Below are 23,803 nucleotides of genomic sequence, written 5' to 3'. Positions count from 1 at the left end.
CGCCGAAGCGACCCTGCCGCCAGACCCGGAGCCGCGCCGATGAAGCTTTCCGATTTCGATTTCGACCTGCCTGAGACCCTGATCGCCACCCGCCCTGCCAACCCGCGCTCTTCCGCGCGGTTGCTGGTGGCCAATGGCGAAGCTCTGCACGACCGGCGCGTGACCGATCTGACCGACTGGCTGCGCCCCGGCGACCGATTGGTGCTGAACGATACCCGTGTGATCCCCGCGCGGCTAAGCGGCATTCGCCACCGCGCGTCGGCCCAAGGGGCGGTGCAGGCCAAGATCGAAGTCACCCTGTTGGAGCCGCGCGGGAACGGCACTTGGTCGGCGCTGATCAAACCGCTGCGCAAGCTGAAGATTGGCGAAGAGGTCGTCTTTTCCGATGATCTGCGCGCCACGTTGGATGCGGTGGAGGACGGGCAGGGGCATCTGCGGTTCAACTGCGCGGGCGATGATTTCGACGCGGCGCTCAATGCCGCGGGGGCGATGCCGCTGCCGCCCTATATCGCCGCCAAACGCGCCGCCGATGCGCAGGACAAGACCGATTACCAAACCGTCTTTGCCCGCCACGCGGGCGCGGTCGCGGCGCCCACAGCCTCGCTGCATTTCGACGAGCCGCTGCTTGAAGCACTGGCCGCGAAGGGCGTGAGTTTTAGCCATGTCACCCTGCATGTCGGCGCAGGCACCTTCCTGCCGGTCAAGGTCGACGACATCTCGGAACACAAGATGCACGCCGAATGGGGCCGGGTCAGCGCAAAGGCCGCTGAAGAGATTGCCGCCACCCGCGCCGCCGGAGGGCGCGTGATCCCCGTGGGCACCACCGCCCTGCGCCTAATTGAGACGGCGGCGCGCGAGGGTGAGATCACCGCATGGGAAGGCGACACCGACATCTTCATCACGCCGGGGTTCAAGTTCAACGTGACCGACGGGCTGATGACGAATTTCCACCTGCCCAAATCCACGCTGATGATGCTGGTCTCGGCCCTCATGGGGGTGCAGCGGGTGAAAGACATCTATGCCCATGCCATCGGCGAGGGCTATCGCTTTTTCTCCTACGGCGATTCCTCCCTTCTGCTGCCTGAGGCGCAAAAACCCGCTTGAATGTCGCACTAGGGGGTGACTAGCCTGCGATTGCCGTCCATGGGAGGGCTTGGGCGAACAAGGAATTGACTGATGATTCAAGTGGTTTCAAGCGCATGGGCGCTTTTGCTGGGTATGTGCCTTTTGATGGTCGGCAACGGCATGCAGGGCACATTGCTGGGTATCCGCGGCGGCATCGAAGGCTTCTCGACCTTCCAGATGTCGATCGTCATGTCGGCCTATTTCGTGGGTTTCCTCGGCGGGTCGCGTATGGCGCCGGGGATGATCCGCCGGGTGGGCCATGTGCGGGTCTTTGCGGCGCTGGCCTCGTTGATCTCGGCGGTGATGATCATCTATCCGACCTTCCCCAACACCATCGTCTGGTCGCTGGGCCGGGTGCTGATCGGCTTTTGCTTCTCCGCCGTCTACGTCACAGCGGAAAGCTGGCTGAACAACGCCGCCACGAATGAGAACCGCGGCCAGGCGCTCTCGGCCTATATGATCGTGCAAACGCTGGGCATCGTGATCGCGCAGGCGCTTTTGCTGACCGCCGATCCCTCGGGCTTCGTGCTCTTCGTCATCCCCTCGGTGCTGGTAAGCATCGCAGTGACCCCGATCCTTCTGTCGATCAGCCCGACACCGCCTTTTGATACCACCAAACCGATGAGCCTGCGCGAGTTGATGGATTTCTCGCCGCTGGGCTGCGTCGGCATGTTTCTTCTCGGCGGCGTCTTCTCCGCGCAGTTCGGCATGGCGGCGGTTTACGGCGCCGAGGCCGGGCTGAGTGTCGGGCAGATTTCACTTTTCGTGGCCATGTTCTTCGTCGGCTCCGTGATCCTGCAATACCCCATCGGCTGGATCTCGGACCGCATGGACCGCCGCAGCCTGATCGTCATCGTCGCGACCCTCGGCGGTATCGGCTCGGTCATCGGGATGACGCTGGGCCATGTCTTCCCGATCCTGCTGGCCACGGCCTTTCTTGTGGGGGGCATGTCGAACCCGCTCTACTCGCTGCTCATGGCCCACACCAACGACTTTCTGGAGCATGAGGACATGGCCTCGGCCTCGGGCGGGATGATATTTATCAACGGCTTGGGTGCGGTTCTGGGCCCCGTAATCACCGGTTGGATGATGGGCACGGCGCTCGGGCCGGGGGGCTTTTACCTGTTCACCGCCGTGCTTTTCGCCGCTCTGGCCGCCTATGCCTCCTATCGTAAGACACAGCGTGCCGCGGTGCCTGTCGACGAAACCGGCAACTACGTGCCGATCTACCCCTCGGCCACTGCCGTGGCCGTGGAAATCGCGCAGGAATATATCATTGAAACGGAACAGGAGGCCGCCGAGGAAGCTGCCCAAGAAAACGCCGAAGCAGAGAAAAACGCCCCTGATAGCGATAACGATGTCGCGGATGACATAAAACGTGACTAGGCTTTTGCGGTAAGACGTTCTTAACTTTAACGAAACGCCCAGATTGCGGCAAAGGAGTGTGCGGGATGGCTGCCACAAATGCAGAACCCCAAGATGTACTGAATTTCTGGCTCGAAGACGTAGGTCCGGCCGGATGGTACAACAGTTCCGAAACGCTGGATGCCGATATCCGCGCGCGTTTCGAGGGGCTTTGGGATGAGGCGCAGGCTGGCAAGCTGAACCATTGGCTGACCAATCCCACCGACGCGCTGGCCTTTCTGATCCTGACCGATCAATTCCCGCGCAACATGTTCCGCGACACGGGCAAGGCGTTTTCTAGCGACCGTATCGCGCTGGCGGCGGCAAAACTGGCGATCGAGAAAGGCTGGGACATGCGCGTTGAGGCGCCCGCGCGGCAGTTCTTCTACCTGCCGCTGATGCATTCCGAGAACCTCTGCGATCAGGACCGCTGCGTGCGTCTGATGTGCGAGCGGATGCCGAAAAGCGACGGCAGCAACCTGTTGCATGCCCGCGCCCACCGCGAAGTGATCCGCCAGTTTGGCCGTTTTCCCTATCGCAATAAGGCGCTGTCACGCAGTTTCACCGCACAGGAGACCTCCTATCTCGACGCGGGCGGCTATGGGCGAACAGTCAAGGACCTGCGCGCGGAACTTCAAGCGGCCTGAGCCTTGGGCAGGCCGGGGCAACACGCGTGGTTGTGGCGATTGCAAATATGGTTTAGCGGTAAACTATATTTGCAAACCCTAACGCGAGGTCCTTGCCATGGCTGCCAAATCCTTTGATCTGATCGTGATCGGTGCGGGACCGGGCGGCTATGTCGCCGCGATCCGTGGCGCCCAGCTCGGCCTGAAGGTCGCGGTGGTCGAACGGGAGAATCTCGGCGGCATCTGTCTGAACTGGGGCTGCATCCCCACCAAGGCGCTGCTGCGCTCTGCCGAAGTGTTCCACCTGATGCACCGTGCCAAGGATTTCGGTCTGGCGGCGGATAAGATCGACTATGATCTTGCCGCCGTGGTCAAACGCTCGCGCGGCGTTGCCAAACAGATGGAAGGCGGGGTCAAACACCTGCTGAAGAAAAACAAGGTCGATGTCTTCATGGGCGAGGCTTCGATCCCCGCGAAGGGAAAGGTCGCCGTCAAGACTGACAAGGGCAGCGAGGAACTGACGGCCAAGAACATCGTGCTCGCCACCGGCGCACGGGCTCGCGAATTGCCGGGGCTAGAGGCGGACGGCAAGCGGGTCTGGACCTATCGCCATGCCCTGCAACCTGTGCACGACCCCAAGAAACTGCTGGTCATCGGGTCCGGTGCCATCGGCATCGAATTTGCGAGCTTTTACAACACCCTTGGCGCCGACACGACCGTGGTCGAGGTGATGGACCGCGTGCTGCCGGTCGAAGACGAAGAGATTTCGAAATTCGCCAAAAAGGCATTCGAGAAACAGGGCATGACCATCATGCAAAAGGCCACGGTCAAGAAACTCGACCGTGCGGAGGACAAGGTCACCGCCCATATCGAGCGGGACGGCAAGGTCGAAAAGCTTGAGTTCGACACCGTGATCTCAGCCGTTGGCATCGTCGGCAATACCGAAGGGCTGGGGCTGGAAGAGCTTGGCGTCAAGGTTGACCGCACCCATGTCGTGACGGATGAATACTGCCGCACCGGGGTCGATGGGCTCTTTGCCATCGGCGACATCGCGGGTGCGCCTTGGCTTGCGCATAAGGCCAGCCACGAGGGCGTCATGGTGGCCGAGCTGATCGCAGGCGAGAAACCCCATCCCGTCAAACCCGAAAGCATCGCCGGCTGCACCTATTGCCACCCCCAAGTCGCCTCCGTCGGGCTGACCGAGGCGAAGGCCAAAGAGCAGGGCTATGACATCAAGGTCGGGCGTTTCCCCTTCATCGGCAATGGCAAGGCCGTGGCTTTGGGTGAGCCTGAGGGGCTGGTGAAAACCATCTTCGACGCCCAAACCGGCGAACTTCTGGGCGCGCATATGGTCGGGGCCGAGGTGACGGAGCTGATCCAAGGCTATGTCGTGGGCCGCCAGTTGGAGACCACCGAAGAAGACCTGATGAACACCGTCTTCCCGCATCCGACGCTCAGCGAAATGATGCATGAATCCGTCCTCGACGCTTTCGACCGCGTGATCCATATGTAAGGCGCGCGGGGCAGGGCGCGCCCAACGCGCCTTGCCCCGTCGCACTTCGGCCAAACCGTCGGGAGCCATGTCGTGGTCAGCCTAAACCGTGTCGTCATGCACCGCAGCACCCGCCGGATGATTGACCGTTTGACCCCTGAAACGCTGGACGCCGCCGAAATCTCCGGCAAGTTCGGCAAACGGTTCACGTTCAAGAGCTACACCCAGTTCGCCTATCCGACCTATGACATCTGCGCAGGTCCCTTCACCGATCCGGCGAGCGGAGCCGTGCGGCAGTTCGATCTGATCCTCGCCAATCAGGTTTGGGAGCATCTCGACCGGCCCTATACGGCACTGGGCCATGTTCAACAGATGCTCAGGCCGAGGGGATATTTCTGGATCGCCGTGCCGTTTTTCATCCCCTTTCATGCGGCCCCAAATGACAACTCCCGTTGGTCCGCCCGGGGCCTGAAGAACCTGCTGATCGAGGCCGGGTTCGACGCGCACCGGATCACCGCCAAACAATGGGGCAACCGCGCCGCCGCTGCACGCAATCTAGAACCCGACTGGCCCCCGGCTTTCGACAAGGCCACAGATGATCTGACCAACGACCCCGAGATGCCGCTCTGCGCTTGGGCGCTGGCCCAGAAGGCTTGAGGGCAGATGGCTGAACACACCTCCTTTCTGCGCGTCTTTGCGCTTTGGGCCGCGGGGCTGGGGGCGGCAGCGCAATATGGCAAGATGAGTGTCATCTTCGACCTGCTGCCGGATATCTACCCGCAGGCCGGGGCGGCGCTCGGGTTCTTGGTCTCCTTGGTGGGCGGTGTCGGTATCCTCCTTGGTGTCGTGGCGGGGCTGGTGGTCGCCCGGGTCCGCTATCGCCGCGCGCTTCTCTTCGCCCTCTGGCTCGGCGCGGCCGTGTCGGCTTTTCAGGCGTTCTTGCCGGGTTTTGGTTGGATGCTGGCCAGCCGCGTGGTCGAAGGGCTGTCACATCTGGCCATCGTCGTCGCCGCGCCGACCCTCATCGCGCAGCTTAGCGCCGTGAAAGACCGCGGGTTTACCCTGACCCTCTGGGGCACCTTCTTTGGCGTCGCCTTCGCAGTCCTGACGCTTCTTGGCCGTCCGCTCGCTTTGACCTTGGGCGTGCCAGCGCTTTTCGCCGTTCACGCGGCTTATATGGCGGGCTGCGCGCTGGTGCTCTCCACCAGTCTGCGCAGCTTGCCGGAGGAGGGCGCGCAGCCGCCTTTCTCCCTGCCGCAGATACTCCGCGATCACCTTGCAATCTACAGGTCACCCTTTCTCTCCGCCCCGGCGGCGGGGTGGTTGTTCTATACATTCAGCTTCGTCTCCATCCTTACTGTCTTGCCGCCCTACCTCCCCGAGGGATGGCGCGCGGTCACCATGGCCGCCATGCCGCTCACCAGTATCGCGGTGTCGATGACCATTGGCGTGGCGCTGCTGCGCCGCCTGCCAGCGGTCTACGTCGTGCAAACGGGCTTTGGCCTCTCGGCCCTTTCCATGGTTTGGCTCTGGCTCGCCCCCGGCACCCCGCTGGCCTGTCTGGCGCTTGCTGGGGCCATGGGGCTGATCCAAGGGGCAAGTTTCACCGCTGTGGCGCAGCTGAACACCGGCCCTGCCGCGCAGGCGCAGGCCAACGGCGCGGTGGCGCAGATGGGCAACCTCGGCAACAGCCTGGGCACGCCGGTCATGGCCTTCGGTCTGGCAAGCTTCGGCGCCGCGGCGCTGCCGTTACTTGCGGGCGGGGCCTTCGTTATGGGGCTTGTGGCCCATCTCCTCCTCGGTGCGGCCCGACGTCGCAGGCGGCACGTTCCTGTTTAGTTCTCACTTTTCCGTTGGAAAACACTGCATCAGCACCTATGTACAAATCGTTAAGAGGGGCATGTGATGGCTGAGCTGAAGAATATTGAAGTGCGCGGCGCGCGCGAGCACAATTTGAAGAACATCGACGTGGATATTCCACGGGACCAACTGGTTGTAATCACCGGGCTTTCTGGTTCCGGCAAGTCGAGCCTTGCCTTCGACACGATCTATGCCGAAGGGCAGCGGCGCTATGTGGAATCGCTCTCGGCCTATGCGCGGCAGTTCCTTGATATGATGCAAAAGCCGGATGTGGATCACATTTCCGGCCTCAGCCCCGCCATCTCAATCGAGCAAAAGACCACGTCGAAGAACCCAAGGTCGACCGTCGGCACGGTGACCGAGATTTACGACTACCTGCGTCTGCTCTTCGCCCGCGTCGGCACGCCCTATAGCCCCGCCACCGGCAAGCCCATTGAAGCGCAGCAGGTGCAGGATATGGTCGACCGGATCATGACGATGGAAGAGGGCACGCGGGCCTATCTGCTGGCCCCCATCATCCGCGATCGGAAGGGGGAATACCGCAAGGAATTCATTGAGTTGCGCAAGCAGGGCTTCCAGCGGGTCAAGGTGAATGGCGACTTCTACGATCTGGATGAGCCGCCCACCTTGGATAAGAAATTCCGCCATGACATCGACGTCGTCGTCGACCGGATCGTGGTGCGCGAAGGTTTGGAAACGCGGCTTGCGGACTCGCTTCGCACCGCGCTGGATCTTGCCGATGGAATCGCCGTGCTAGAGACGGCACCCAGCGAAGGAGAGCCGGAACGCCATACGTTTTCGGAGAAATTCGCCTGTCCCGTCAGTGGCTTCACCATCCCCGAGATTGAGCCGCGGTTGTTTTCCTTCAACGCGCCCTTCGGGGCTTGTCCGTCTTGTGACGGCCTTGGGGTCGAGCTCTTCTTCGACGAACGTTTGGTGGTGCCGGATCAAAACCTAAAGATCTATGATGGTGCGCTGGCGCCGTGGCGTAAGGGGAAGTCACCTTACTTTAAGCAGACCATCGAAGCCATTGCGAAACATTACAATTTTGATCAGAAGACCCGCTGGAAAGACCTGCCTGAGAAAGTGCAGAACGTCTTCCTCCACGGCTCCGGCAAAGAAGAGATCACCTTCCGCTATGACGAAGGCGGCCGCGTCTATGAGGTGAAGCGGGTGTTCGAAGGGGTCATTCCCAACATGCAGCGGCGCTACCGCGAAACCGATAGTAATTGGGTGCGCGAGGAGTTCGAACGCTATCAGAATAACCGCCCTTGCGGCACCTGCGGCGGCTATCGCCTGCGGCCCGAAGCGCTGGCGGTGCGGATTGGCCCCCGGGACGGCGGTGAAGATGAATTGCTGCATATCGGCAAAGTGGTCGAGATGTCGATCCGCGAGGCTTTCGACTGGTGCAGGACTGTGCCAGACCATCTGACCGATCAGAAGAACGAGATTGCCCGGGCCATTTTGAAGGAAATCCGGGAGCGTCTTGGCTTCCTAAATAACGTTGGTCTTGAGTACCTTACGATGTCACGTTCGAGTGGTACGTTAAGTGGTGGTGAGAGCCAGCGCATTCGTTTGGCGAGCCAGATCGGCTCGGGGCTGACGGGCGTTCTCTACGTTCTTGATGAGCCGTCGATTGGTCTGCACCAGCGCGACAATGACCGTCTGCTCGATACATTGAAGAACCTGCGCGATCAGGGGAACACCGTGATCGTGGTGGAGCACGATGAGGAGGCCATCCGCGAGGCGGATTACGTCTTTGACATCGGGCCGGGGGCCGGGGTGCACGGCGGGCAGGTTATCAGCCATGGCACGCCGCAAGAGGTAGCAGCCGATCCGAATTCTATGACGGGTCAATACCTTACCGGCGTTCGCGAAATCTCGGTCCCGGCGAAGCGGCGCAAGGGGAATAAGAAGAAGTTGCAGGTGGTAAAGGCCACTGGCAACAACTTGCAGAATGTGACGGTGGACTTTCCGCTGGGGAAATTCGTCTGCGTGACGGGCGTGTCGGGGGGCGGCAAATCAACCCTGACGATTGAAACCTTGTTCAAGACCGCTTCGATGAATCTGAACGGTGCACGACAGACGCCTGCGCCGTGTCAAACGATCAAAGGGTTGGAGCATCTCGATAAGGTCATCGACATTGACCAACGCCCGATTGGGCGGACTCCGCGTTCTAATCCAGCAACTTACACCGGGGCCTTCACCCCGATCCGAGACTGGTTTGCCGGTCTGCCGGAGGCCAAGGAGCGCGGCTATAAGCCCGGGCGCTTCTCCTTCAATGTCAAAGGGGGGCGTTGCGAGGCCTGTCAGGGCGACGGGGTCATCAAGATCGAGATGCATTTCCTGCCGGACGTCTATGTGGAATGCGAGACCTGTAAGGGCGCGCGTTATAACCGTGAGACGCTAGAGGTGAAGTTCAAGGGCAAGAGCATCGCAGATGTCCTTGATATGACTGTAGAAGATGCGCAGAACTTCTTTGCCGCGGTGCCGTCGATCCGTGAGAAGATGGATGCGCTGATGCGGGTTGGTCTTGGGTATATCAAGGTCGGTCAACAGGCCACGACGCTTTCGGGTGGTGAGGCGCAGCGGGTGAAGCTCAGTAAGGAGTTGAGCAAACGCTCGACCGGGCGCACGCTTTACATTCTGGATGAGCCAACCACCGGTTTGCATTTTGAAGATGTCCGTAAGCTTTTGGAAGTGTTGCATGAATTGGTTGATCAGGGCAACTCCGTCGTGGTGATTGAGCATAACCTCGACGTGGTGAAGACTGCGGATCACATTATCGATATTGGCCCCGAGGGCGGTGATGGCGGGGGCCGTGTTGTGGCCACGGGTACGCCCGAAAAGGTCGCGGAAGTGGCCGAGAGCTACACGGGGAAGTATCTCAAGCCCATGTTGCGTAAGGAAACGAAAGTGGCGGCGGAATAACCGCCGCCACTTCACTGTGTCAGTTATGTTAGGGGCTTAGCCCTGATATCCGCGCTGCTCGAAACGGGGTAGCATGGCAGAGAAATCTCTGCCCTTGCCGCCCTCGTCTTCGACGAAGCGGGTGTAGAGCTCTTTCGCCAGCGCGCCCATGGGCGTGTCGGCATTGGCCATTTCAGCGGCTTGCTGCGCGAGGCCGAGGTCTTTCAGCATCAACTCCGCCGCGAAGCCCGGTTTGTAGTCGTTGTCGGCGGGCGATTGCGGACCGACGCCGGGGGCGGGGCAGTAGGCGTTCATTGACCATGAATAGCCGGAGGACGTGCTAACCACGTCGAACATCCGCTCACGATCAAGGCCCAGCTTGTCGGCGAGTGCGAAGGCTTCGCAGGTGGCGATCATCGTGGCGCCGAGGATCATGTTGTTGCAGATCTTCGCGGCTTGGCCCGCGCCCGCGTCGCCGCAGTGTACGGCCTTCTGACCCATGATGTCGAAGAGCGGCTTGGCTTTCTCAAAGGCCGCCTCCGCACCGCCGGCCATGAAGGTGAGCGTGCCGCCCTGCGCGCCGCCGATGCCGCCGGATACGGGGGCGTCGACGAAGAGCAGCCCGGCTTTCTGCGCCGCCTCTGCCGCGAAACGCGCGCTTTCTACGTCGACGGTGGAGCAGTCGATCAGCAGCGCGCCAGGGGCCATATGGGCGACCGCTTCTTCGGCAACTTGGCGCAGGATCGCGCCATTGGGCAGCATGGTGATGACGACTTCGGCGTCGGTCACCGCTTCGGCGATGGTCTTGGCTTCGGCGACCCCTTCGGCGGTGGTACCGGCCACGTCATTGCCGCGCACCGTATGGCCGGCGGCGGCGAGGTTGGCCGCCATCGGGCCGCCCATATTGCCCAGACCGATGAAACCGATTGTGAGTTTGCTCATGAATTTTCCTCCAACTTCAATTCGTTGTCGCCCAAGGGGGCGAGCATGGCTTCGACATCGGCCTGCGGTACGTTCCAATCGGAATGTTGCCAATTGGGGCTGCGATCCTTGTCGATGATCGCGGCGCGTACGCCTTCGATGAAGTCACCTTTTTCCAGTGACCGCGCGGTAAAGCGGTATTCCTGTTGCAGCGCCGAGACCATGCCGATGCCCGGGCCGCGCAGACGGCGGAGCATTTCCAGCGTGCAGCCCATCGACAGGGGGGAGTTGCGGCGCAGGGTCTTCAGCGTCTCGGCGGCGAAGGCGCTTTCCGTCATGGAAAACGTGGCTTCGATCATTGCTAAATTCTCCGGGGCGAAAAGGTGGTCTACCTCGTCCTGCACCTCGGCCAGTCTGGATGGGGACGGGGTCGTCGCCGCGCGGTCCAGGATGAAGGGATCGCCGTTCTCTGCCAGTTGCGCGATCAGTTCGGGCCATTGGTCTTCGGGGATGAAGTAGTCAGCAAAGCCCGCGTGCAGCACATCCGCCGGACCCATGCGCGCCCCGGTGAGGCCGAGGTATTCGCCCATCCGCCCCGGTGCCTGCGCCAGCAGCAGCGTGCCGCCCACGTCTGGTACCAGACCGATGCCGCATTCCGGCATGGCGATCTTGCTCGTCTCGCCCACCACGCGGTGCGAGCCGTGGCAGCCGATGCCGACGCCGCCGCCCATGGTGAAGCCCTGCATGAAGGAAATCACCGGTTTGGGGTAGCCATGCAGCTTGTTGTTGAGCCGGTATTCATCGGCCCAGAACTGCCGGGCGAAATCGTAATCGCCCTCCTTGACGGTCTGGTAGAGTTGCGCGACGTCGCCGCCAGCGCAGAAGGCTTTCTCGCCCTCCGCGTCCAGCACGACGACCGCGACCTCCGGGTCGTCGCGCCAAGCATCAATGGCCTTCTCGATGGCGATACACATGTCGTAGCTCAGCGCGTTCAGCGCCTTGGGCCGTGTTAGGGTGATGCGGCCCGCGCGCCCCGTTTTGCGGATGTTGATGTCACTCACGGGTGGCCTCAGCGGTTCTTGAGCATGTCGCGGGCGACGATCACGCGCATGATCTCATTGGTGCCTTCAAGGATCTGGTGCACGCGCAGGTCGCGGACCAGTTTCTCGATCCCGTAGTCGGCAAGGTAGCCATAGCCGCCGTGCAGTTGCAGGCACTGGTCGACGACCTTGCTGCCGGTCTCGGTCACGAATTTCTTGGCCATGGCGCAGAACTTGGTGGCGTCCGGTGCACCGGTGTCGAGCTTCCATGCGGCCTGACGCAGGAAGGTGCGCGCGGCCTGCAACTCGATCTCCATATCGGCGAGGCGGAACTGCAGCCCCTGGAACTGGTCGATGGTCTGCCCAAAGGCCTTCCGGTCGCCCATGTATTCCAGCGTCTTGTTCAGCGCGGTTTGTGCCGCGCCAAGCGAGCAGGCAGAGATGTTAAGCCGCCCGCCGTCGAGCCCCGCCATGGCGTATTTGAAGCCCTTGCCCTCTTCGCCGACAAGGTTCTCGGCCCCGATCTTGCAATCGTCGAACTGCACCAGCGCCGTTGGTTGGCTGCGCCAGCCCATCTTGTCTTCCAGCCCGCCGAAGCTGAGACCGGGGGTGCCGTCCTCGACATAGACGGTCGAAACCCCGCGCGCGCCATCATCGGAGGTGCGCACCATGGTGACATAGGCATCCGAATAGCCGCCACCCGAGATAAAGGCCTTGGTGCCGTTGAGCGTATAGCCCTCGTTCGTGCGCTCGCAGCGGGTTTTCAGGGCCGCCGCATCGGAGCCGGAGCCGGGTTCGGTCAGGCAGTAGCTCAGCACGGTCTCCATGCTCAGCACCTTGGGCATGACGCGCTCTTTCATCTCGTCACTGGCGAAAGTGTCGAGCATCTTGGCGCACATGTTGTGGATCGACAGGAACGCCGCGACGGAGGGGCAGGCCATCGAGAGCGCCTCGAAGACCAGCGTGGCGTCGAGCCGCGTGAGCCCCGCGCCGCCGGTCTCCTCGGAGACATAGAGCCCGCCGAAGCCCAGCTCGCCGATCTGCGGCCACAGCTCCTTGGGAATGGTGCCGTCCTTTTCCCACTGGTGAGCATGGGGGGCGATAGTGTCCTGCCCAAAGGCATGGGCCATGTCGAAAATGGCGGTCTGTTCCTCGTTCAATGCGAAATCCATCGCGGCTCCTCCCTGAAGTCATGTGTCCTTGGAACTGAACACTTGTTTAATTCTATCAGCCGAAAGGAGCCGCAACAAGCGTCACAGATCGGCGTGGTATTCCTCTATCAACTGGCGCACGACCGCTTCGCCGCCTTTGCCCTCGGGGGCGTCGGCCCAGACTTTGCGCTGCCGGTCGGCGGAGGTGCCCTGTTTGACGACATCGCGCAGGGCGCAGACCTCGTCCAAACACCCGAGCGCCTCAGCGTCTTCGGCGATCAGGCCGATGATCTCTTCGAACAGTTGGTCGAAGGGTTTGAGGGTCGGCCCGCCAAAGTCGATCAGCGTCTCGTTCACCCCGTAGCGCTGCGCGCGCCAGCGGTTTTCTTCAATCAGGAAACGGTCATACTCGCGCCAACGCAGGTTGCCGTCGCGCAGGCGCAGGAGGAAGCGCGCGATAGACTGGGTCAGACCCGCCAGCCCAAGCGCATGCGACAGGCGCGGCTGCACATCGCAAATGCGGCTTTCCAGCGTGGGGTAATGGGTCGAGGGGCGCAGGTCCCACCAGATTTTCGATTGATCGGGAATGATGTCGAGGTCGATCAACGCCTGCGTGCTGCGTTCATATTCCCCCCAGCTATGGAGCAGAGGCGGCAGGCCGGTGCGCGGCATGCTTTCCATCACCGCAAGTCGGTAGGAGGCCAGCCCGGTGTCTTCGCCCTGCCAATAGGGCGAAGAGGCCGAGAGCGCCAGCAGATGCGGCAGGAAATAGGAGAACTGCGGCATCAGATCGATGCGCAGGTCATCGCCCTCGATCCCCACATGGACGTGCATGCCGCAGCTCAGCATACGGCGGGCGACGTTTTCCAACTCGTTCTCGATCTTAGCGTAGCGTTCCTTGTGGGTGATCTCTTGGTTCTTCCAATCCGAAAACGGATGGCAGGACACGGCGATGGGGGCGAGGTTATGTTTGGCGGCATGTTTGGCGATGGTGCTGCGCAGGTGGCGCAAATCATCGCGGGCCGCGGCCACATCGGTGCAGGGCTTCGAGCCGATCTCGATCTGACATTGCAGCATCTCGGGGCTGACCTGATCGCCGAGGTCCTTGCGGCAGTCTTCCATCAGCCCTTCGGGCGTGTCAGCCAGCGCCAGTGAATCCCTATCGACCAGAAGATACTCTTCTTCGATCCCGATGGTGAATTCTTTTTGCATGGCGCTGGCCTCGTTCAATGGGGCCGACTGCCACGGGGGCAGCCGGCGTGATGGATCACTCCATCACGGGGATGGAGAACTCGCCACCCTCCTTGATGCCCGACGGCCAGCGGGCCGTCACGGTCTTGGTGCGGGTGTAGAACTTGAACGCATCGGGCCCGTGCTGGTTCAAATCGCCGAAGACGGATTTCTTCCAGCCGCCGAAGGTGTGATAGGCCAGCGGCACCGGGATCGGCACGTTGATACCGACCATGCCGATGTTGATGCGATTGGCAAAGTCACGCGCTGCGTCGCCGTCGCGGGTGAAGATTGCGGTGCCGTTGCCATACTCATGGTCCATCGCAAGGCCGATCGCCTCTTCATAGTCCTTGGCGCGGACGCAGGTCAGCACGGGGCCGAAGATTTCCTGCTGGTAGATGTCCATGTCCTTGGTCGCGCGGTCAAACAGGTGCGGGCCGACGAAGTAACCGTTCTCGTAGCCCTGCAGTTTAAAGTCGCGCCCATCGACAACCAGTTCTGCGCCCTGATCGATGCCGGTCTGGACCAGACGTTCGATGTTGGCCTTGGCGGCGGCGGTGACGACGGGGCCATAGTCCACGTCGTTGCCCGCGGTGTAAGGGCCAACTTTCAGCTTCTCGATGCGCGGCACCAGCTTCTCGATCAGGCGGTCGGCGGTTTCCTCGCCCACCGGCACGGCGACGGAGATCGCCATGCAGCGTTCGCCCGCGGCACCGTAGCCCGCGCCCACCAGCGCGTCGGCGGCCTGGTCGAGGTCGGCGTCGGGCATGATGATCATGTGGTTCTTGGCACCGCCGAAGCACTGCACGCGTTTGCCGTTGGCGCAGCCGGTGGCATAGATGTACTCGGCGATCGGGGTGGAGCCGACGAAGCCGATGGACTGGATCACGTCATGATGCAGGATCGCGTCGACCGCTTCCTTGTCGCCGTTGACGACCTGCAGGATACCCTTGGGCAGACCGGCTTCTTCCAGCAGTTCGGCCAGCATCAGGGGCACGGAGGGGTCACGCTCGGATGGCTTGAGGATGAAGGCATTGCCGCAGGCGATGGCGGGCGCGAACATCCACATCGGAATCATCGCCGGGAAATTGAAGGGCGTGATGCCCGCGGTGACACCCAGCGGCTGACGCATGGAGTACATGTCGATGCCGGGGCCCGCGCTGTCGGTGAAGTCGCCCTTCAGCAGTTCCGGCGCACCGATGCAGTATTCCACCACTTCGAGACCACGCTGCACGTCGCCGGCGGCGTCGGGCAGGGTCTTGCCGTGCTCGCGGCTCAGCGCTTCGGCCAGCTTGTCCATGTCGCGGTTCAGCAGGGCCACGAATTTCATCAGCACGCGGGCACGGCGCTGCGGGTTGGTGGCGGCCCATTTCGGCTGCGCGGCTTGGGCGTATTCCACGGCCTTGTTCAACTCGTCGCCATTGGCGAGCGGCACCTTGGCCTGCACCTCGCCAGTGGCGGGGTTCATCACATCGGCAAAGCGCCCGGAGGTGCCTTTGACATGTTCGCCGTTCAGGTAATGCGTCATCTCTTGCATGATCGGTCTCCTCTATGGTTGGCGGCACGATAGCCTTGCAAAAAGAACCGGAACAGAGGAAGGATGGCAAAACCGTCTTGCATTTTTGCAAAGTGTGGGGGCAGATGGATGGATCAAAATTGGGACGACCTGCGGCTGTTTCTGGCCGTCGCACGAGAGGAAAGCTTGTCTGGTGCGGGCAAGCTGCTGCGGCTCGATCCCGCAACGCTGGGCCGCCGCATGGCACGGTTGGAAAAGGCGTTGCAGACCGTCCTCTTCGTGAAATCGCCACAGGGCTATATGCTGACCGAGGCGGGGCGCGACCTGATGCAACGGGCAGAGCGGGCGGAGCAGGCGATGCGCGCGGCCACTGCCGGGGTGCAGGTGCAAAGCGATCAGCTTTCGGGGCAGATCCGTGTCGGCGCGCCCGATGGGGCGGCGAACTACCTGCTCCCGCAGGTCTGTGCGGCCATTGCCGCGAAGAACCCCGATCTGGACGTCCAGATCATCGCATTGCCGCGCGTCTTTAACCTGTCCCGGCGCGAGGCGGATATGGCCATCGGGGTAAGTGCACCCACGGCGGGGCGGCTGGTGGTGCAAAAAGTGACGGACTACCACCTCCATCTCGCCGCCGCCGAAAGCTATTTGGCGCAGCACCCTGAGGTGACCGCCGTGGGCGATCTGCAAGGGCATCGGATGGTCGGCTATATCCCCGATATGATCTTTGACCGTGAGTTGGATTACCTTGCGGACCTTGGCATCAGCCGGGTGGCGCTGGCGTCGAATTCCGTCTCCGTGCAGGTGCGGATGATCCAGCAGGGCGGGGGGATTGGGGTCGCGCATGACTTCTCGCTTGCTGCGACACAGGGGGTGCGGCGCATCCTTACCGATGCCGTGAGCCTCAAACGCGCCTTCTATCTGATCCGCCACGCCGATGACCGCCGCAACGCGCGGTTGGCGGCCTTTGCCGAGGCGCTGGCCACCGGATTGCGGGCCGAGACCGCGCGGCTGGAGGCGCTGGCCTCGGGCCGGGCTGCGCCAAAAGCTTGACAGAAAAGGATTTCGCGGTGACGCTGGAGGTGACTTTGCCCTGTACCCAAGGAGGCGCCAGATGCTCGTATCGCAGATTCTCAAGACCAAGCCCGATGACAAGGTGGTGACGGCCAAACCCGGATTGGCGATCTCCGAAGCGGCGGCGATGCTGGCCGAGAAACGGATCGGGACGCTGGTGATCTCGGCCGATGGCAAGACGCCGGATGGGATCCTGTCCGAGCGGGACATCGTGCGCGAGCTGAGCCGCGCGGGCGCGGGCTGTCTGGAGCAGGCGGCCGAAACCCTCATGACCCGCAAATTGGTGACCTGTAGCCGTGACGACCGGTCCGATGCGGTGCTGCAAAAGATGACCGATGGGCGGTTCCGCCATATGCCGGTGCTGGAGGACGGAGAACTGGTAGGGCTGATCTCGCTCGGCGATGTGGTCAAAGCACAATTGCAAGAGCTGTCGATGGAGAAACAGGCCCTTGAAGGCATGATCATGGGACACTGAAGCGGCCTTAGAAGTATGGTCGCCGCGGCCTGACCGCGGGGCAGCGCTACCGCTAACCGACTTGCGCTTGGGGCGGTGAAATGATTGGCTGTGCCGCAACGCAGCAGATACGCAGGACAATTACATGCGCATAGCCCTTTACCCCGGTACGTTCGACCCGATCACGCTGGGGCATATCGACATCATCCGCCGCGCGGCCCGTATGGTCGACCGGCTGGTGATCGGCGTGGCCATCAACCGCGACAAGGGGCCGTTGTTCACCCTCGAAGAACGGGTCGCCTTGATCGAAGCGGAATGCGCGCAATTGGCCGAAGAGACCGGCGTCGAGATCGTGGTGCATCCTTTCGAGAATCTGCTGATCGACTGCGCGCGCGATGTCGGCGCCCAGACCATCGTGCGCGGCCTGCGCGCCGTGTCCGATTTCGAATATGAGTTCCAGATGGTCGGCATGAACCGGCAGTTGGACGATTCCATCGAAACGGTTTTCTTGATGGCCGAGGCGACCCATCAGGCGATTGCCAGCAAATTGGTGAAAGAGATCGCGCGGTTGGATGGGGATGTCAGCAAATTCGTGACGCCGGCGGTGAATAAGGTGCTGATTGAGCGGTTTTCGCAGAAGTAGCGTTTGGAGTGGCGAGTGGGCCGCGTGAGGCGTGGTTCTGCGAGGTATTTTTAAAAGGATGAAGGGGAGGGGCGTGGCGCTTGATTGGCGGCCGCGTCTTTTTTTGGCTGTGGGGGCGAGTGATTGGGGAAAGGTTACCGCCAGAAGGCAATCCATTCGATCAGCGCGAAGAGTTTTTTGCCGAGATAGATCATATGGTCGGCCCCATAGAAATAGAGGTCGACCGCCATTGCCCCGGCGATGACGAGGGCCAGCACGATGGCGATTGGATTGGTCATGGTGTGGCTCCGGCCGGGGAATGGCCTGATATTACAGGCACATCCCCGCCGTGCAAGCCTCAGCCCAGTTTGCCCATGGCGACGGCGACGTCGGCCATGCGCACCGAGAAGGCCCATTCGTTATCGTACCAGCCCAGCACGCGCACCGTGCGGCCTGCGACGACGATGGTCTGGTCGGGGGCGAAGATGCAGCTTTCCTCGGTATGGTTGAAGTCGATGCTGACCTTCTGCTCGGGGTCGTAGGCCAGCACGCGTTTCATCGGGCCATCGGCGGCGGCGCGGGCGGCGGCGTTGATTTCCTCGACCGTCACGTCACGGCTGGCTTGGAAGGTGAGGTCGACGGCGGAGACATTGGGGGTGGGCACGCGCATTGCGGTACCGTCGAGTTTGCCTTTCAGTGCCGGCAGCACCTCACCCAAGGCCTTGGCGGCGCCGGTGGAGGTGGGGATCAGCGCCATGGCGGCGGCGCGGGCGCGGTAGAGGTCGTTGTGGCGGCGGTCGAGCGTCGGCTGGTCGCCGGTGTAGCTGTGGATCGTTGTCATCAGGCCGCTTTCGATGCCCACGGCCTCATGCATTACCTTGGCCAACGGCGCGAGGCAGTTGGTGGTGCAGGACCCGTTGGAGATCATCCGGTCGGAGACCTCAAGCTGGTCATCGTTGACGCCATAGACGATGGTCTTGTCGACGTTCTTGCCCGGCGCCGAGAGGAGCACGCGTTTGGCGCCGTTTTCGAGGTGCACATTAGCCTTGTTGCCGTCGTTGAACTTGCCGGTGCATTCCAGCACCACGTCGCAGCCGGACCAGTCGAGCTCTTCGAGGTTGTAGGTCGACATCATCTCGATGTCGTTTTGGCCGAGGTTCATGTAGCCGTCGTCGATCTGCACCTCGCCCGGGAAACGGCCATGGACGGAATCGTATTTGATGAGATGCGCCGCGGTGCTGAGTGGTCCGGTGGCGTTGACCTTGATCACTTCGATATCATCGCGCCCCGAGGCCGCGATATGGCTGAGCGTGCAGCGGCCGATGCGGCCAAATCCGTTGATGCCAACTTTGATGGTCATGGTGCATTCCTTGTCTCGGGCCGCGCGGGTGGGGGGCCGTATGTCGGGGTCGCGGGTTCTATATCCGGCAGGGGCGGTCAGGGGAAAGGGGCAAAACCAAATGATTTCCATATGTTAGCGTTAAACTTGCATGTTAGCGGTAAAGGTCGCAACGGCTTCGGACTTGCCAGATGGGCTGCACATGCTACTTCGGAAGCAGCACGCAAAAAGGGGCATGGAATGAGCGGTTTACTGGCACTTGTGGATGACGTGGCGGCGATCGCCAAGGTTGCAGCAGCGAGCGTGGATGACGTGATCGGGCAGGCGGCCAAGGCGGGCTCTAAAGCGGCGGGCGCGGTGATCGACGATGCCGCCGTGACGCCGAAATATCTGCATGGGTTCAAGGCCGAGCGTGAATTGCCGGTGATCTGGCGGATCACCAAGGGGTCGTTGCGCAACAAGCTGGTCTATTTGCTGCCCGTGGGTCTGCTTTTGGCGAATTTTGCGCCATGGGCGATCCCGCCGCTTTTGATGCTGGGCGGGGCTTACCTGTGTTTCGAGGGGGCCGAGAAGGTCGCCCATGCGCTTGGTTGGGGTCATGGGCATGAGGATTATCCCGATAAAGAGAAGGTGGTCGAAGACCCTGCGCAGCTGGAAGAGAAGAAGGCCGCAGGCGCGATCAAGACTGACTTTATCCTGTCCGCGGAGATCATGACCATTGCCCTTTCCGCGATCCCCGAAAGCAACTTTTGGATGGAAGCGGCGACGCTTGCGGCGGTGGCGATCATGATCACCGTGGCGGTCTATGGCGCTGTCGCCTTGATCGTCAAAATGGATGATGTGGGGCTTGTGATGGCGAACCGGGGGCGGTTTGGCCTGACGCGGAGCTTGGGCCGCGGTCTGGTCCGCGGGATGCCGGGGTTCTTGAAGCTGCTCACCATCGTGGGCACGGCGGCCATGCTTTGGGTTGGCGGGTCGATCATCATTCACGGGTTGGAGCAGATGGGCTTTGCCGCCCCCTATAAATGGATCCACGACATCGCCGTGACCGTGGGCCATGCGGTTCCGGCCCAGTTCGAAGGAGCGGTCGAATGGATCACCACGGCGGGGATCGACGGGCTCTTTGGTTTGGCGCTTGGTCTGGTGCTGATCCCAATCGGGGAAAAGATCGTGACGCCGATCTGGCGTAAGGTGTTTCATAAGGCTGCCGTTTAAGAGCGACCTTATCTCGCAAAGGAAAAAGGGGGCGACGGATGAACCGTCGCCCCCCTTTTTGTATTGTATGACCCGCAGATCAGAGCAGCGCTTTGGCCTTCTCTGCCACGTTCTCTGCGGTGAAGCCGAAGCGCTCGAAGAGTTCTTCCGCCGGGGCGGAGGCGCCGAAACGGTCCATGCCGACGAAGTCAGCCTTGCCGTATTTGCCACGTTCGCCAAAGAGCCACTGGTCCCAGCCCTGACGTGCGCCAGCCTCAATCCCGACGCGCACGGCGCCACCGGGCAGGACGCGCTTGCGGTAGGCTTCGTCCTGCGCGGCGAAGAGTTCCATACAAGGCATGGAGACGACGCGGGTGCCGATGCCTTCGGCTTGGAGCAGCTCGCGCGCGGCCAATGCGACATGCACCTCAGAGCCGGTGGCAATCAGGATCACCTGACGCTTGCCCTCGGCGTCGGCCAGCACATAGGCGCCTTTTTCGGTGAGGTTGTTGTTTTTGTGCTCCAGACGCACGGTGGGCAGGCCCTGACGGGTCAGTGACAGAACCGATGGCGTGGTTTTCGCGGTGAAGGCGATTTCCCAAGCCTCTGCCGTTTCCACCGCGTCGGCGGGGCGGAAGACGTAGGTGTTGGGCGTGGCACGGCTGATCGCCAGATGTTCGATCGGCTGGTGGGTCGGGCCATCTTCGCCAAGGCCGATGCTGTCATGGGTCATGACGAAGGCCGTGGGGATTTGCATCAGGGCCGCCAGACGCATCGCGGGGCGCGCGTAGTCGGTGAAACACATGAAGGTGCCGCCATAGGGGCGCAGGCCGCCGTGCAGTGCCATGCCGTTCATCGCCGCCGCCATGCCGTGTTCGCGAATGCCCCAGTAGACATAGCGTCCGCCACGGTTGTCGGTGTCGAAGATGCCGAGATCGCTGGTCTTGGTGTTGTTCGAACCGGTCAGGTCCGCCGAGCCGCCGACGGTTTCGGGCAAGATCGGGTTCAGCACTTCGAGGGCTTTCTCGCTTGCCGCGCGGGTCGCCATCTTGGGCGCGCCTTCGGTGATCTGCTTTTTGAAGGCCTTGACCGTCGCGCTCATCTTTTTCGGCGCGTCGAGGGCGAGGGCTCGGTTGAAGGTCTCGCGCTTGGCGCGGGGCAGTTTCTCGAAACGCTCTTCCCAGTCGCGGCGGGCGTCGGCGCCGCGTTTGCCGATCTCTTCCCAAGCGGATTTCACGTCAGCGGGCACTTCGAAGGGGCCGGTGGTCCAGCCGTAAGCCTTTTTGGCTTCGGCCATCTGGTCGGCGTCCGTCAAAGCGCCGTGGCCTTTCGAGGTGTCCTGCGCGGCGTGGCCGAGCGCGATATGCGTCTTACAGGCAATCATCGAGGGCAGGTCAGTGGATTTCGCTTCGGTCAGGGCGGCGTCGATTTCATCGGGGTTGTGGCCGTCGATCTCAATCACATGCCAGCCGGCGGCCTTGAAGCGGGTGACCTGATCGGTGCTGTCCGACAGGGTGACGGGGCCGTCGATGGTGATGTTGTTGTTGTCCCACATCACGATGAGCTTGCTCAGCTTGTGGCGGCCGGCCAGTGTGATTGCCTCTTGGCTGACGCCTTCCATCAGGCAGCCGTCGCCAGCGATGACATAGGTGTGGTGATCCACGACCTTTGCACCGTATTGCGCGCGCAGCATCTCTTCGGCCATGGCGAAACCGACGGAATTGGCGATGCCTTGGCCCAGCGGGCCGGTGGTGGTCTCAATCGCATCGGCAAGGAAGTTCTCCGGGTGGCCCGCGGTGCGCGCGCCCATTTGGCGGAAGTTCTTCAACTCTTCGATGGGGAATTGCTCATAGCCCGTCAGGTGCAGCAGCGAATAAAGCAGCATGGAGCCGTGGCCTGCCGACAGGATGAAGCGGTCGCGGTCGGGCCAAAGCGGGTTGGACGCGTCGAACTTCAGGTGCTTCTCAAAGAGGACGGTGGCCACATCGGCCATGCCCATCGGCATGCCGGAGTGGCCGGAATTGGCGGCGGCCACGGCATCGAGGGTCAGCGCGCGAATGGCGGTGGCCTTGGACCAGTGGTCGGGGTTTGCGCTTGCGAGGGCTGTCAGATCCACGGGGGCTTCCTTTGGGGCTGTGGCAGATTGGGCTCGTGCATACCAGCGATGGGGCAAAGTTCAAGCACAACTGGGGTGCGCGGGCGGGTCCGGGGCGGCCCATAGCGGGGGCGAGAGTGAACTTGGCGGCTCAAGTCGCTGAAACGAAAGGGGGGGCGCAATTTGAGCGCGCTTTGGCTAGGATTGCGAAAACCGGCTGATACGGGCGATTCGCGCGCGTGACATTGGGCGGGGCGCGCGCTATCTGCGGGACGGGCCGCCGCAACAGGGCGCAGCCCGGGGCACGGCAGGCGAAAACGCCGCCGAGAGAGCAGGACGAGTGAGGAGAATTCATGCGGATGAGTGAACTTGAAGACTATCAGCGCCGCATCACGGCCGCGATGGACCAGATGGCCAAGGGGGTGGACCGGCTGAGCGCCGCGCCCGCAGAACCGGATGAAGATATCGTGCAGGCCTTGGAAGAGGAGCGGCAAGCCAACGCTCAGCTGACCGACCGGGTCAAGACGCTGAAGGAAAGCCATCAGGATGAATTGAACGACCTGCGCGCGCAGATGGACTTCAACAACGACCGGGTGACGCAGCTTGATATGGACGTGCAGCGTCTGCGTCAGGCGAATGAGCAACTGTCGGCGGCCTGCGAGCAGTTGCGGCTGGCCAATGCCGAGGGGCTGGCCGATCCCAAGCTGATCGACACCGCCGTGATTGCAGAGTTGGAGAGCCTGCGCGCCACCCGCGCGATCGAGATGGCCGAGATCGACGCGGTATTGACCGCGCTGGCCCCCTTGGTCGAAGAGGGCGAGCCGGAAGTTGAAGCTGCGGATGAAACGGGGGCAGAGGCCAAAGCCGAAGCGCCCGCGTCCGAGACAACTGCGCAAGACGACAGCGCCGAAGAAGAACCCAAGTCAGGAGGGGCCGACTGATGCCCGAGGTACGGATCACCATTGGCGGCCGCCATTTCGAAGTCGCCTGTCAGGAAGGTGAAGAAAGCTATCTGCAATCCGCCGCCAAGATGCTGGACGACGAAGCCCGCGTGCTGAGCGATCAGGTGGGCCGCATGCCCGAGGCGCGGATGTTGCTGATGGCGGGCCTGCTTTTGGCCGACAAGACCGCCAGCGTCGAGGATCGCATCGCAGAGCTGCGCGCGGAACTGGCCGAGCGTGAGGCCGAACTCACCAGCCTGCGCAACGTCAAGGTCGAGCCTGAGCGGATCGAAGTGCCGGTGGTGCCGCAGGGGGTGAAAGACACCCTTGCCGAAATCGCCGCCCGGGCCGAGGCGCTGGCCGCCGAGATCGAGGAGAAGGCGGGTAAATGAGCCGGGTCCTCAGGGCAGCCCTCTGCGCGCTGCTCTGGGCCGCGCCTGCGGGCGCCGAAACCTCTTCCGTTACTTACATTTGTGAGCGCGGGGTTTCGGTGCCGGTGGTCTATGTGCCCGGTGCCGATCCGGGCGTGGTGGTGCTCTATGTCGAGGGGCGGTTGATTCAGTTGCGCCGCCTGCCATCCGCCTCTGGCGCGCGCTATGGCTGGTCTTCGGACGGCGCGGGCTATGAGTGGTGGGAGCATCAGGGCCGCGCTTCGCTGGCTTGGCGGACAACGACCGATGGCGAAGTGACCCCGATCTACACTGACTGTTTGCCGCAAGATTGAAGGGGCGGGATTGCGGCGCGGGCTGCAATATGCTCTGGGGGGCGCGAAAAGTGCCCCTTTCGGCGCGACCACCAAACGCGCCCCTACG

22 protein-coding genes are annotated in these 23,803 nt (G+C 62.2%); 14 read left to right on the top strand and 8 right to left on the bottom strand.

Going from position 1 to position 23,803, the window contains the following annotated elements:
- Positions 1–39 precede the first annotated feature (39 nt).
- The 7 genes from queA (at position 40) to uvrA (ending at position 9,438) form a co-directional block, all read left to right on the top strand.
- Entirely contained in the window at positions 40–1,104 is a 1,065-nt protein-coding gene (gene queA, locus ACGYLX_RS06225; RefSeq protein ID WP_394447978.1) for a tRNA preQ1(34) S-adenosylmethionine ribosyltransferase-isomerase QueA, read from the top strand.
- Positions 1,105–1,176: 72 nt separating this feature from the next.
- Positions 1,177–2,511 (top strand): MFS transporter, encoded by a 1,335-nt coding sequence (locus ACGYLX_RS06220; RefSeq protein WP_209217619.1) that lies wholly within the window; start codon positions 1,177–1,179, stop codon positions 2,509–2,511.
- A gap of 65 nt (positions 2,512–2,576) precedes the next feature.
- Positions 2,577–3,176 carry a DUF924 family protein gene (locus tag ACGYLX_RS06215; protein WP_394412559.1) on the top strand — a complete coding sequence of 200 codons (600 nt, stop codon included), beginning with the start codon at positions 2,577–2,579 and terminating at the stop codon, positions 3,174–3,176.
- 97 nt (positions 3,177–3,273) lie between these two features.
- The gene (gene lpdA, locus ACGYLX_RS06210) at positions 3,274–4,668 is read left to right on the top strand and encodes a dihydrolipoyl dehydrogenase (RefSeq protein WP_394447976.1); all 1,395 of its coding nucleotides are present in this window, start codon (positions 3,274–3,276) and stop codon (positions 4,666–4,668) included.
- 72 nt (positions 4,669–4,740) lie between these two features.
- Positions 4,741–5,304, top strand: a complete 564-nt coding sequence (locus ACGYLX_RS06205; RefSeq protein WP_394447974.1) for a methyltransferase domain-containing protein — start codon at positions 4,741–4,743, stop codon at positions 5,302–5,304.
- Positions 5,305–5,310: 6 nt separating this feature from the next.
- Positions 5,311–6,486, top strand: coding sequence for an MFS transporter (locus tag ACGYLX_RS06200; protein ID WP_394447972.1), 1,176 nt, complete (start codon positions 5,311–5,313; stop codon positions 6,484–6,486).
- Positions 6,487–6,552: 66 nt separating this feature from the next.
- On the top strand, positions 6,553–9,438 hold the full coding sequence (gene uvrA / locus ACGYLX_RS06195) for an excinuclease ABC subunit UvrA (RefSeq protein WP_394447970.1): 2,886 nt from the start codon (positions 6,553–6,555) through the stop codon (positions 9,436–9,438).
- A 36-nt stretch (positions 9,439–9,474) separates the two neighbouring features.
- Here the strand turns inward: uvrA and mmsB are convergent, their stop codons facing one another.
- The 5 genes from mmsB to ACGYLX_RS06170 form a co-directional block, all read right to left on the bottom strand.
- A complete protein-coding gene (gene mmsB, locus ACGYLX_RS06190; RefSeq protein WP_394447968.1) occupies positions 9,475–10,359 on the bottom strand; it encodes a 3-hydroxyisobutyrate dehydrogenase in 885 nt (294 codons plus the stop codon).
- Positions 10,356–11,399, bottom strand: a complete 1,044-nt coding sequence (locus ACGYLX_RS06185) for an enoyl-CoA hydratase/isomerase family protein (RefSeq protein ID WP_394447966.1) — start codon at positions 11,397–11,399, stop codon at positions 10,356–10,358. Before ACGYLX_RS06185 ends, mmsB begins: the two co-directional genes overlap by 4 nt.
- Before the next feature lie 8 nt (positions 11,400–11,407).
- Complete coding sequence (locus tag ACGYLX_RS06180; RefSeq protein WP_394447963.1) at positions 11,408–12,550, bottom strand: acyl-CoA dehydrogenase family protein; 1,143 nt, start codon at positions 12,548–12,550, stop codon at positions 11,408–11,410.
- An 81-nt stretch (positions 12,551–12,631) separates the two neighbouring features.
- A complete protein-coding gene (locus ACGYLX_RS06175; protein ID WP_394447961.1) occupies positions 12,632–13,741 on the bottom strand; it encodes a carboxylate-amine ligase in 1,110 nt (369 codons plus the stop codon).
- Between the two features lie 55 nt (positions 13,742–13,796).
- The gene (locus ACGYLX_RS06170) at positions 13,797–15,296 is read right to left on the bottom strand and encodes a CoA-acylating methylmalonate-semialdehyde dehydrogenase (RefSeq protein WP_394447959.1); all 1,500 of its coding nucleotides are present in this window, start codon (positions 15,294–15,296) and stop codon (positions 13,797–13,799) included.
- Positions 15,297–15,404: 108 nt separating this feature from the next.
- Here ACGYLX_RS06170 and ACGYLX_RS06165 point away from each other — a divergent pair, with 108 nt between their 5' ends.
- From ACGYLX_RS06165 to coaD, 3 genes are all read left to right on the top strand, one after another.
- Complete coding sequence (locus ACGYLX_RS06165) at positions 15,405–16,325, top strand: LysR family transcriptional regulator (RefSeq protein ID WP_067265445.1); 921 nt, start codon at positions 15,405–15,407, stop codon at positions 16,323–16,325.
- A 61-nt stretch (positions 16,326–16,386) separates the two neighbouring features.
- The gene (locus tag ACGYLX_RS06160) at positions 16,387–16,821 is read left to right on the top strand and encodes a CBS domain-containing protein (RefSeq protein WP_168613532.1); all 435 of its coding nucleotides are present in this window, start codon (positions 16,387–16,389) and stop codon (positions 16,819–16,821) included.
- 124 nt (positions 16,822–16,945) lie between these two features.
- Complete coding sequence (coaD, locus tag ACGYLX_RS06155) at positions 16,946–17,443, top strand: pantetheine-phosphate adenylyltransferase (protein ID WP_168613531.1); 498 nt, start codon at positions 16,946–16,948, stop codon at positions 17,441–17,443.
- Positions 17,444–17,577: 134 nt separating this feature from the next.
- On the opposite strand, the gene ACGYLX_RS06150 is transcribed toward coaD, so the two are convergent.
- Both ACGYLX_RS06150 and gap read right to left on the bottom strand, forming a co-directional pair.
- Positions 17,578–17,721: a hypothetical protein gene (locus ACGYLX_RS06150; protein ID WP_168613530.1), complete on the bottom strand. Its 144-nt coding sequence runs from the start codon at positions 17,719–17,721 to the stop codon at positions 17,578–17,580.
- Positions 17,722–17,780: 59 nt separating this feature from the next.
- Positions 17,781–18,782, bottom strand: a complete 1,002-nt coding sequence (gene gap, locus ACGYLX_RS06145; RefSeq protein WP_394408285.1) for a type I glyceraldehyde-3-phosphate dehydrogenase — start codon at positions 18,780–18,782, stop codon at positions 17,781–17,783.
- Between the two features lie 219 nt (positions 18,783–19,001).
- Here gap and ACGYLX_RS06140 point away from each other — a divergent pair, with 219 nt between their 5' ends.
- Entirely contained in the window at positions 19,002–19,976 is a 975-nt protein-coding gene (locus tag ACGYLX_RS06140) for a DUF808 domain-containing protein (RefSeq protein ID WP_394447957.1), read from the top strand.
- Between the two features lie 79 nt (positions 19,977–20,055).
- Here ACGYLX_RS06140 and tkt read toward each other — a convergent pair whose 3' ends face one another.
- A complete protein-coding gene (gene tkt / locus ACGYLX_RS06135; protein ID WP_394447956.1) occupies positions 20,056–22,071 on the bottom strand; it encodes a transketolase in 2,016 nt (671 codons plus the stop codon).
- A 332-nt stretch (positions 22,072–22,403) separates the two neighbouring features.
- Between tkt and ACGYLX_RS06130 the strand changes: the two genes are divergently transcribed.
- Genes ACGYLX_RS06130 through ACGYLX_RS06120 form a run of 3 tightly spaced genes read left to right on the top strand, consistent with a single transcriptional unit; the run spans position 22,404 to position 23,715 of the window.
- Positions 22,404–22,991, top strand: coding sequence for a hypothetical protein (locus ACGYLX_RS06130; protein ID WP_394447954.1), 588 nt, complete (start codon positions 22,404–22,406; stop codon positions 22,989–22,991).
- Positions 22,991–23,383, top strand: a complete 393-nt coding sequence (locus ACGYLX_RS06125; protein WP_168613525.1) for a cell division protein ZapA — start codon at positions 22,991–22,993, stop codon at positions 23,381–23,383. The genes ACGYLX_RS06130 and ACGYLX_RS06125 overlap by 1 nt, the downstream gene beginning before the upstream one ends.
- Positions 23,380–23,715, top strand: a complete 336-nt coding sequence (locus tag ACGYLX_RS06120) for an MliC family protein (protein ID WP_168613526.1) — start codon at positions 23,380–23,382, stop codon at positions 23,713–23,715. The genes ACGYLX_RS06125 and ACGYLX_RS06120 overlap by 4 nt, the downstream gene beginning before the upstream one ends.
- The last annotated feature ends 88 nt before the right edge of the window (positions 23,716–23,803 follow it).

The organism is Sulfitobacter sp. 1A13496, from assembly GCF_043557225.1.
Taxonomy (GTDB): Bacteria; Pseudomonadota; Alphaproteobacteria; order Rhodobacterales; family Rhodobacteraceae; genus Sulfitobacter; species Sulfitobacter faviae.
The sequence above is the reverse complement of the archived record's forward strand: the minus strand, read 5'-3'. Positions and strand labels throughout refer to the sequence as shown.